The sequence below is a fragment of the Ruegeria sp. C10 genome (assembly GCF_056537805.1).
On sequence record NZ_JBQFSC010000001.1, the window covers coordinates 1745444 to 1754960 of the forward strand.

10 protein-coding genes are annotated in these 9517 nt (G+C 57.0%); 6 read left to right on the plus strand and 4 right to left on the minus strand.

Annotated features, from left to right (window positions below):
* Positions 1 to 46 precede the first annotated feature (46 nt).
* The gene (locus ACR0DE_RS08325) at positions 47 to 367 is read right to left on the minus strand and encodes a DUF6280 family protein (RefSeq protein ID WP_008757056.1); all 321 of its coding nucleotides are present in this window, start codon (positions 365 to 367) and stop codon (positions 47 to 49) included.
* Positions 368 to 586: 219 nt separating this feature from the next.
* Between ACR0DE_RS08325 and efp the strand changes: the two genes are divergently transcribed.
* The gene (gene efp, locus ACR0DE_RS08330; protein WP_170391801.1) at positions 587 to 1150 is read left to right on the plus strand and encodes an elongation factor P; all 564 of its coding nucleotides are present in this window, start codon (positions 587 to 589) and stop codon (positions 1148 to 1150) included.
* A gap of 44 nt (positions 1151 to 1194) precedes the next feature.
* Here efp and ACR0DE_RS08335 read toward each other — a convergent pair whose 3' ends face one another.
* Complete coding sequence (locus ACR0DE_RS08335) at positions 1195 to 2130, minus strand: ABC transporter transmembrane domain-containing protein (protein ID WP_170391799.1); 936 nt, start codon at positions 2128 to 2130, stop codon at positions 1195 to 1197.
* A 106-nt stretch (positions 2131 to 2236) separates the two neighbouring features.
* The gene (ygfZ, locus tag ACR0DE_RS08340; protein WP_480752546.1) at positions 2237 to 2974 is read right to left on the minus strand and encodes a CAF17-like 4Fe-4S cluster assembly/insertion protein YgfZ; all 738 of its coding nucleotides are present in this window, start codon (positions 2972 to 2974) and stop codon (positions 2237 to 2239) included.
* A gap of 73 nt (positions 2975 to 3047) precedes the next feature.
* Between ygfZ and ACR0DE_RS08345 the strand changes: the two genes are divergently transcribed.
* Positions 3048 to 3722: a TIGR04283 family arsenosugar biosynthesis glycosyltransferase gene (locus ACR0DE_RS08345; protein WP_170401181.1), complete on the plus strand. Its 675-nt coding sequence runs from the start codon at positions 3048 to 3050 to the stop codon at positions 3720 to 3722.
* A gap of 844 nt (positions 3723 to 4566) precedes the next feature.
* Here ACR0DE_RS08345 and ACR0DE_RS08350 read toward each other — a convergent pair.
* On the minus strand, positions 4567 to 5430 hold the full coding sequence (locus ACR0DE_RS08350; protein WP_255611699.1) for a MurR/RpiR family transcriptional regulator: 864 nt from the start codon (positions 5428 to 5430) through the stop codon (positions 4567 to 4569).
* 128 nt (positions 5431 to 5558) lie between these two features.
* On the opposite strand from ACR0DE_RS08350, the gene ACR0DE_RS08355 reads away from it, so the two are divergent.
* Genes ACR0DE_RS08355 through ACR0DE_RS08370 form a run of 4 tightly spaced genes read left to right on the plus strand, consistent with a single transcriptional unit; the run spans position 5559 to position 9333 of the window.
* Positions 5559 to 6350, plus strand: a complete 792-nt coding sequence (locus tag ACR0DE_RS08355) for an N-formylglutamate amidohydrolase (RefSeq protein ID WP_170420971.1) — start codon at positions 5559 to 5561, stop codon at positions 6348 to 6350.
* Positions 6347 to 6931 (plus strand): TRAP transporter small permease subunit, encoded by a 585-nt coding sequence (locus ACR0DE_RS08360; protein WP_480752551.1) that lies wholly within the window; start codon positions 6347 to 6349, stop codon positions 6929 to 6931. Before ACR0DE_RS08355 ends, ACR0DE_RS08360 begins: the two co-directional genes overlap by 4 nt.
* A complete protein-coding gene (locus ACR0DE_RS08365; protein ID WP_170391787.1) occupies positions 6928 to 8247 on the plus strand; it encodes a TRAP transporter large permease in 1320 nt (439 codons plus the stop codon). Before ACR0DE_RS08360 ends, ACR0DE_RS08365 begins: the two co-directional genes overlap by 4 nt.
* 51 nt (positions 8248 to 8298) lie before the next feature.
* Complete coding sequence (locus ACR0DE_RS08370) at positions 8299 to 9333, plus strand: TRAP transporter substrate-binding protein (protein ID WP_170391784.1); 1035 nt, start codon at positions 8299 to 8301, stop codon at positions 9331 to 9333.
* Positions 9334 to 9517 lie beyond the last annotated feature (184 nt).

Consider the following 9517-nt stretch of genomic DNA (forward strand, 5'->3'; position numbering starts at 1 on the left):
CGCCCCGATGTCAGGGCGCGTTTTTTCGATCGGATGCGGGGAACAATCAGGCAGCTTCGGCCTGCTGAGCCGCATTCCGGCGTTCGCTTTCTTCGCGGGACAGGGCGACAGACGTCCGTACGCCGCGACCAACAAATTCCATCAGCCCGCCTACAACCCGCTCATTGGGGTCGATGCCGGCGCACGATAGTACTTCGCGCCCATCGCGCGAACGTGCCCAACGGGCAATTTGTTCCGGTCCGTTGCCATACTTCTTGTCGTCGGCGATGGCATCATCCAGAGCAGCCAGTACAACGGCTGCGAAAAGTTTGCGTGCACGATTGCCTTGTTCGTTGTTAAAGGCAGTGCCGTCAACGAAATCTCTCATCTCGTCTTTCCTGTTTTTCTTGCTCTTGCAATTTTCGGCGTGACGGTCCTTATGACCTATTACATGCGATTCGGATACACCTAAAATGCATAGTTGCGTTGCGTCATTTGCATGGCTCGCTGCAGGTGCAGCACTAGGTTTCGTTGTCTTGTCAGGTGTGGTCACGCCAGATATAGGGACGAGAACTGACGCATCAACCGTTTGTGAAGGATTTAAGTCATGCCCAAGATAAATGGGAACGAAATTCGCCCCGGCAATGTGCTTGAGCATAATGACGGACTGTGGGCGGCGGTCAAAGTGGATCACGTAAAGCCCGGCAAAGGCGGTGCTTTTGCCCAGGTCGAGCTGCGCAACCTGCGCAATGGCTCAAAGCTGAACGAACGCTTCCGTTCGGCCGACAAGGTCGAACGCGTGCGCCTTGAGCAGAAGGATCAGCAGTTCCTGTACGAATCCGATGGCATGCTGGTGTTCATGGATTCCGAGACCTACGAGCAGATCGAACTGCCTTCGGAACTGCTGGGTGAGCGCCGCCCGTTTCTGCAGGACGGCATGACCATCGTAGTGGAGTTTTATGAAAGCGAGGCGCTGAACGCCACGCTGCCCCAAAAAGTGACTTGCAAGATCGTCGAGACCGAGCCGGTTGTGAAGGGTCAAACTGCGGCGAACTCGTTTAAGCCAGCGGTTCTGGACAATGGCGTCAAGGTCATGGTGCCACCTTTTATCGGGCAGGATGAGATGATCGTAGTGAATACCGAGACCATGGAATATTCCGAACGCGCGTAAGCGGACGATGGTTCGGTGCAAAAGGGTCGCTCTGCGGCCCTTTTTTAGGTCCGAATGCGATAGCGCTCGGGATGATCTCCAAACAGCTCCAGCATCAGTTCGTACTTGATGCGATTGGCGCTGACCTGTCGGTAGAACGCGATCAAGAAAGCGGTCGGGCCTTGAATGCGTCCGAGACCGCTTATCGCGGCCACGACGGTGCCGACATCGGTTTTACCCTGCAACACCAGCCAGCCGCCCAGCATCAGAATCCCAACAGTCCCTGCGCCATTGATGACACTCAGCAGGAACTTGGCCGAGAGTTTCCAGATGAACATCTTGCGGCGGGTCTCGAATATCTCGTCGAACTGTTTCTCAATCGCTCGCGATGCCGCCTCAATATCCTCGTGCGTCAAGCGGTCGGTCGCGCTGCGCAGGATTCGAACACGCTCGGCCACGAAGATGTTCACTTTTCGCTGAGAGGCCAGAACGATAATAATCTGCGGAACGATCATGGAAAGTGCGATCAAGCCCAGCCCCGGTTGGGTGGAAGAGATGTAGCCGATTACGCTGATCAATGTGCCGATTTGCACCACGGGGTCAGAAAATGCACCGCCTGCGAACTTACCCAGCTCTTCCGCCTCAGCGGATACGGCCGTTGTCATCGTGCCCGAACGAAGGTCTTGCCCCTCTTCGCTGAGATCGATTGATCGGGCAAGCAACCGTCCCCGGATCAGTCGGATGATGTCCTCGCCCAGCGTTCCAGAGCGATACCCGAGCACCCATTTCAACGTAAGGCTCAACAGGATGACGCCCATCATCCCAGCGCCCAGCAACAGCAGGCGATCCACTTCGATGCTATCAGATGTCAGGTGATTGACGATGTCGCGCTGGAACTCAAGCGGAGCAGCCGCCAGCGCAGCCACCGCCAATGACAGCAGAATAAGGATGATTTGCCGTCCGGCGCTGACACGCCATATCGCGGTATAGAGGCGAAACATGCACGTATCCCGTTAGGCCAATTGCAGTCAGTGATACCGCGCGGCCCGGCCGCGTCAAATACGCAAACAGTTTCAAAAGATTGGGCGTGCCGGTTCAGCAACAAAATCAACCTGGCAGTTTTAGCGTCGCGCCACCTGCCTGCATCTCGTCCCCCGCGCGATCCAGCCGAAGGTATGCGATCGCCTTTCCGCCAGACTGTGTAAACAACACCCCGGCGGGTTTACCACTGGAGTGAATCTCGGTCCCGACCGGAGCGGTGCCCGCGATCTCGACAACGCGCAGTCCTTTGCGCAACTCAGTCTTGTGCTTCATGCGCGCGGTGACCTCTTGTCCGACATAGCAGCCCTTCTTGAAGTCCAAGCCATTCAGCGCCTCGAACCCGGACTCAAGAATATAGCTGTCTGGCGTCAGTTCGATGCTGGTTTCGGGGATACAGTGACGGACGCGGATAGCATCCCAGTCCGTACCATCATCACCTTCCGGAGCGGTAGAATAAGCGCGCCATCCCAGATCAGGATGCCGCGGGTCGGGTAGGGCGCCTTCGGGCGCGGGGTCGGTGCCGCGTTGTACGTTCAGGTCGGTCTGGTCGATGGTCACATCTGCACGCAGCTTGTACATCGTCAGTCGTTTGGCAAGCCCGTCGGCCAGCACATCGGCCACATCCAGCAGCACCGACTCACCGTCTCGTTTGAGAAAGAAGTCAGCCAGGTACTTGCCCTGCGGGGTCAGAAGGGCGGCGTAGACCAGCCCGTCGTCCAGCCGCTGCACGTCATTTGTGATCAGCCCCTGCAGAAAGCTATCAGTATCGTTGCCGGTCAGGCGCAGAATGCGGCGATTGGACATGGGTTGATCCTCGTCAATTCGTCTGGCTTCGTGATATAGGAAATCGCGCCGCCATGACCAGAGGGTTTCAGACGTGTCCGCCCCGATCAGCATCGTGATTCCGACCCTGAATTCGGGGCATTCCCTGCCGGGAACGCTGCAGGCTTTGATGGAAGGGCTTCATTCAGGCCTGATCCGAGAGTTAATCGTGACCGATGGCGGCTCAGATGACCCAACACTTGAGATGGCGGATGAAGCCGGAGCCATGATCGTAACAGGTCCGGCGTCAAGGGGAGGACAGTTGCAAAGGGGGTGTGCCAAAGCATCTGGCGACTGGCTGCTGATCCTGCATGCCGACACCGAGTTGCAGTCAGGCTGGAGCGCCATCGTGGCAGAGCATCTGCGTTCGCACAGACCAGCAGCCTTCCGATTGCGGTTTCGCGTCAGTGGGATTGGTGCCCGCTGGGTTGCTGGTTGGGCCAACCTGCGTAGCAGAGTGTTTGGTTTGCCCTACGGCGATCAGGGGCTGTTGGTACGCCGCAGGGATTATGACTCTGTCGGAGGATTCCCAGATCAGCCACTGATGGAGGATGTCGCCTTGATCCGCGCTTTGCCGCGCCCGGTGCTGTTGAAAGCAGACGCGGTTACGAGTGCGGAACGCTATATCCGTCAGGGTTGGATTCGGCGGGGCGCGCGGAACCTTTGGACTCTGGCGCGGTACTTTCTGGGGGCTGATCCGCATCTGCTGGCGCAGTCGTATCGGCGTTGAAGGCGGTGCGCAGTTCAACGATGGATTTGCCCAGACGGAACGGTGCAGCAAAACTTACCAGACATAGGGCAATGATCTGCAGTACCAAAATATGCGCATTCGCCTGCAGATATTCCCATTCATCCTTGAGCTTGCCGACCTGTTCGATCAGATCGTCATAGCTTTGGGCCAGGATCAGATAATCACCAGCAATCGCAGGCACCTTGCGCCGCATGTTGTCAATTGCGGTTTGTGTATCATCGTCCAGAGATGTGAAGACGAGAAATTGATCGATGCTGAAGGCATCCGCTTTCGCGGCCATCTCGCGGGCCTCATCCATGTCATCACTCGACGTGCGGCCGAATAGAAAATGCAGGCCTTGAAGCGGGGCTACTTCGTTCGTGACCGCGATAAACAACGGTAAATCGGCATTGCTTGCGGTTGAGGCGGACAGAAACTCTACCTTTTCGCACAAAACAGCTGTATCCGGGTCGTAAGCGGGGTCACAGAACCTCAGCCGAAACCGCGCGGCATCACGGTCGAATGCAAGCGTGGCGGCATAAGCAACGTCGATCTGCCGGTCCAGCCGCGAACTGTCCGAGGTGTAAAGCCCGGCCAACACGGCGACCAGTGCACCGATCCCACCCAATACGACCCAGACCAGATCCGCCAGTTTCCACGCCCGATGCCCTGCAGGTTTGCGGAACAGAAATCCTGTGCCAAACAGGCCGATCATAAAGGCCAGTATCAGCAGAGGTAATTGGTTTTCAGCGATGAATGTCATACGCCGGAGTGTACGGTCTGCGCAGCATCTGACAACAGGGCTCACGCGCAGTTGTACCTTATGAAACGTCGCTACCTGACGTCAGGACCCCGAGCTTTGGCCGAACTTGCGAAACAGCTTCGTCCGGTCAAAGGCCTGCTCTAACTCGTCCGTGCGCTGCTTGACACTGTCCCAGAGACGTTCCTGCATTTCGGCAATGGCGCATTCCAATAGCACCATTAGCGAAGTCATGGAATCCCAGGCCGAAGGCACTGCGATCCTTACCGCAAAGGTGTGTTTGGCCAGCCGGTGGATGGGGGATCGCCATTGATCCGTCAGCAGGACAACCTCGGCCCCGCGTTCATGGCAAAGCTGTCCGATCAGCAAAGTGGTGTTCTCATAGCGCCGCACATCCAAGGCCACCAGCACGTCGCCTTCGCGCACTTCGAGCAGATCGTGAGTCCACGACGCTGCGTCTGACAGCAGCTTCACATCAGGACGGATCATCTGCAGGTGGAGGTAGAGATATTGCGCCAGGGTCCCGGTTATGCGTCCGCCGGTGATGAAAACACGCCGTTTGGGATCGCAAAGCATACGGCAGAAACTGTCAAACTCATCCGGGTCGACCTCATCAATCGAACGCCGCTGGTTCTCAAGCGCTTGGCGGGAGTAGCGGTTGAGAATGTGTTCTTCAGGCAAGTCATTCTGCCAGACATCCCGTTTGGCGACGGGCCCCGAGATCATCTCTTTCACTTCGCTGCGTATCGCGGACTGAAACTGCGGATAGCCATCAAAGCCGGTTTTCTGAAGCATCCGCGCAACCGTGGCGGTGGAAACCGAGGCGATACTGGCCAGCTCGGTAATGCTGCCAAGCCCTGCCATGGGGTAATCATCCAGCAGCACGTTGACCAACTGCCGCTCGGTCGGTGTCATCATTTCGCGATGCGCAAGGAGCCTTTCTGTCACTCGCACGGAATACTCCTTTCCCTTTCTACCTATGTTTATGTGGAAAATTTGACAATGCAATCTGACTTGGAGAATTTTATACAGGAAATTTATTGACAGGTTAAGAACCTCTGTGGAATTTTTTCCAAATGGAATCACGTAGCGCCACTCTCACCTCTGCTCAGCCTGATTTCGGTCCCGTCGTTCACATCGACGACGCGCCGGAAGAGCCTTCGGTTGTGGTGGTGTGCGAACACGCCTCGCATCGTATCCCGGACGGACTGGGGGACATGGGGCTAAGTGCCGAGGCACTGCGCAGCCATATCGCGTGGGACCCGGGCGCGCTGCCGGTTGCACAGGCACTGGCCCAGCAGTTGAACGGCGTGCTGGTGCATGGCGGGGTGTCGAGGCTGGTTTATGACTGCAACCGCCCTCCCGAAGCCCCCGATGCTATGCCGGAATGCAGTGAAGACACACCGATCCCGGCGAACCTTGAACTGAGCGCCAATGCGCGTCAGCAGCGGATCGAGGGCGTATATGTACCGTTTTGCCAAGGGCTAGAGGATGTTCTGATCCGTCATCACCGCACGCTAAAACTCATGGTGACGGTTCATAGTTTCACGCCGATATACCGCGGAACACCGCGCGATGTTGAGCTTGGTTTGCTGCATGGCCAGGACGCCCGCTTTGCCAAGGCGATGTTGGCCAGCGCCGCGCACGAGCTGCCCCTGGTTACTCGATTGAACGAACCCTATTCGGCGGCAGACGGGGTGGCGCACACTTTGGATCTTCACGCAGCGCCCAACGGATTGTTGAACGTCATGATCGAGATCCGGAATGATCTGATTCAGACAGCCGAGCAGCAGCGGGTCATGGCCGATTGTCTGGCCCCGTGGATCAATCGTACCATTGCTCCGTTCTGTAGCGGGGTGGGCGAATGATCAAGGCAATGTCAGCATATGTGCGTGTAGTCGATGCGGTGAACTACCGGATCGGGCGGGTCATGATGTGGGGCCTGTTCGTGATGATGGGTATCCTGCTGTGGTCCTCGATCTCGAAGACCTTCTTTCTGCCTTCGCTCTGGACGCTAGAAATGGAGCAGTTTGCGATGGTGACTTATTACATCATGGGGGGGCCGTATTCGATCCAACTGGGTTCGAACGTGCGGATGGATCTGTTTTACCATAATTGGAGCCATCGCCGGAAAGCCTGGTTCGATGCCTTCACGGTGCTGCTGCTGATCCTTTATCTGGGTGTACTGTTCTACGGTGGGCTTGGATCCACGGCGTACAGCCTGGGCTATTGGGGTGATGAGCCTGTCGCCTATTTCACAGGCCTTCTGACCGGCAGCGAAGAGGTCGGACGGCTTGAACGATCCTCCACCGCGTGGCGGCCATACATCTGGCCGGTCAAGGCGATCATGGTCTTCGGCTTCTTCCTGATGCTGCTGCAGGCGATATCAGAATTTTTCAAAGACATTGCGCGGATCAACGGGCAAGAGATCGGGGCAGCGCGGGCATGAGCCAGGAATTTATCGCAATCTTCATGTTCGCTTCGATGATGCTGATGCTGTTCACCGGGCAGCGCGTCTTTGGTGCCATTGGTGCCGTCGCAGCCATTGCGGCACTGGCGCTCTGGGGGACAGGCGGGCAGGACATTCCGTTTTCGGCGGCGATGAAGCTGATGAAATGGTACCCGCTGCTGACCCTGCCGATGTTCATCTTCATGGGCTATGTCCTGAGCGAAAGTCGTCTGGCCGATGACCTCTATCGCATGTTCCACGTCTGGATGGGGCCGGTGAACGGTGGGCTTGCCATCGGCACCATCGGTCTGATGGTGCTGGTCTCGGCCATGAACGGGCTCAGCGTGGCAGGTATGGCCATCGGGGCGACGATTGCGCTGCCTGAACTGCTGCGGCGCGGATACGACAAGACCATGGTGACGGGGGTCATTCAGGCCGGGTCGAGCTTGGGCATTCTTGTGCCGCCCTCGGTAGTTCTGGTGCTTTATGCCATGATCGCGCGGCAACCCGTCGGTCAACTTTGGCTGGCAGGCATTGTGCCGGGGCTGCTGATGGCGTCTTTGTTCATCCTCTACATCTGGATTCGTTGCCGGCTTCAGCCGCATCTGGGACCAGCGATGGAAGACGCGCACGAGGTCCCAAGGTCCGAGAAACTCCGTCTGCTCTGGGCCGGGGCACTGCCATTGATGATTTTCGCTGCGATGATGCTGCCGTTCGTGAATGGTTGGACCTCATTGGTAGAAAGTTCGGCCATCGGAGCGTTGGCGGCGCTTGTGGCGTCAGTCCTCAAACGTCGGATGACGTGGAAGATTTTCGAGGATTGTACCAAGCAAACATTGGCCATCTCGTGCATGTTCATGTGGATCATCCTTGCGGCGCTGGGCTTCGGCGCGGTGTTTGACGGGCTGGGCGCGGTCAAGGCCATCGAGAACCTGTTCACCGAGCAGTTGGGGCTGTCACCGTGGCTGATCCTGATCCTGATGCAGCTCAGCTTTATCATCATGGGCACGTTCCTGGACGATACCGCAATGCTCGTCATCGTGGCGCCGCTCTATGTGCCGCTCGTGGGGGCGCTTGGTTTCGATCTGATCTGGTACGGTGTACTTTACACCATCACCACCCAGATCGCGTATATGACGCCGCCTTTCGGCTACAACCTGTTCCTGATGCGCGCAATGGCTCCACCAGAAATCAGCCTGCGGGACATTTACCGCTCAATCGTGCCCTTTGTCGGGGTGATGATCCTGGCGCTCGCAATAATCATGATATTCCCCGAGATCGCCTTGTGGCTGCCCGGGTATGTTTACGGAAATTAACCAGAAGGCCCGACACACGGGCACCCAAACTTAAACGGAGAGGAAATTGACATGACGACAAGACGTAAGTTTCTGAAAACTGCGGGGGTAGGGGTTGCGGCGGCACCTTTGGCAACGCCTGCACTGGCGCAAAGCACGATCACATGGCGGATGCAGACATATGCCGGTCCTGCACTGGCCGAGCATGTGATCGACCCGGCTATCAAGATGTTCAACCAGATCGCCGGTGACCGTATGCAGATCGAACTGTTCTACGCCGATCAACTGGTCCCGACCGGAGAGCTGTTCCGCGCTATGCAGAAGGGAACCATCGACGCGGTTCAATCGGATGATGACTCGATGGCCTCGCCCACCGAAGTCACTGTTTTCGGCGGCTACTTCCCGTTCGCTTCGCGCTATTCGCTGGACGTGCCGGTGCTGTTCAACCAGTGGGGCCTGAACGAGATCTGGGATGAAGAGTATTCGAAGGTTGGCGTTAAACACATCAGCGCCGGCGCGTGGGACCCGTGTCACTTTGCGACCAAGGATCCGATCAATTCGCTGGAGGATATGAAGGGCAAACGCATCTTCACCTTCCCGACAGCAGGCCGGTTCCTCAGCCAGTTTGGCGTTGTTCCCGTCACGCTGCCGTGGGAAGACATCGAAGTTGCAGTTCAAACCGGCGAGTTGGACGGTATTGCCTGGTCGGGCATCACCGAAGACTACACCGTGGGTTGGGCGGATGTGACTAACTACTTCCTAACCAACAACATTTCGGGGGCCTGGGCCGGCCACTTCTTTGCCAATATGGATCGCTGGAACGAGCTACCGGAAGATCTGCAAACTCTGTTCAAGGTCTGCTGTGACCAGTCGCACTACTACCGCCAGTGGTGGTATTGGGGCGGCGAAGCCAACCTGCGGGTTAACGGTACCAAGATGCAATTGACGACCATCCCGGATGAAGAGTGGGCGACGGTTGAAGAAGCTGCTGTTAAGTTCTGGGACGAAATTGCTGCGGAATCCGAGACCAAGGCAAAGGTCGTGGATATCTTCAAGCGCTACAACGCCGAAATGCTCAAGGCCGGGCGGCCCTATCGATACGGATAAAATACTTGACCGGCCCGTTCTTTCGCGGGCCGGTCGTTACAGGGACAAAGAATTTTCGTCGAAAATTCTCGCATATCACAGAGGTATTGCATGCTGACATTTGAGCATTTGAAGGCTGAGGTTTCGTCTGGCGAGATTGATACGGTATTGGTTTGTTTGGTTGACCTTCAGGGCCGTTTGATGG